The sequence below is a fragment of the Cytobacillus firmus genome (assembly GCF_023715565.1).
Classification (GTDB): domain Bacteria; phylum Bacillota; class Bacilli; order Bacillales; family Cytobacillaceae; genus Cytobacillus; species Cytobacillus firmus_C.
Map to the genome: position 1 here is coordinate 1 of NZ_JAMBOJ010000159.1, position 443 is coordinate 443.

General features: G+C 69.8%; 1 pseudogene. It reads left to right on the plus strand.

From position 1 onward, the window contains the following. Positions 1–443 (plus strand): annotated as a pseudogene (locus M3205_RS25270) (AP endonuclease); the annotation flags it as partial.

Here is a 443-nt window from a genome sequence, read left to right on the forward strand (position 1 = left end):
GAAGATTGGCTGCGCGCCCTGCTGCTGGGGCGTCGACGACGTGAAGAACCCGCACCTGCCGCCGTGGCGGCACGTGCTTGCCGAGGCCGCGCAGGCCGGCTACTCGGGCATCGAGCTCGGGCCGTACGGCTACATCCCGCTCGATCTCGACGTGGTGAGCGCCGAACTCGAACGCCAACGCCTGAGCATCACGGCCGGCACGATCTTCGACGATCTCGTGTCGCCGGAGAACCTGCCGAACCTGCTGCGCCAGTCGCGCGACATCTGCGCGCTGATCACGCAACTGCCGAAGCTGCCGACGCAGGGCGGCCAGCGCTACGCGGCGCCATACCTGGTCGTGATGGACTGGGGCCACGAGGAACGCGACTACGCGGCCGGCCACGGCGATCGCGCGCCGCGGCTGTCCGACGAGCGCTGGACGCGGATGGTCGACCATATCCAGC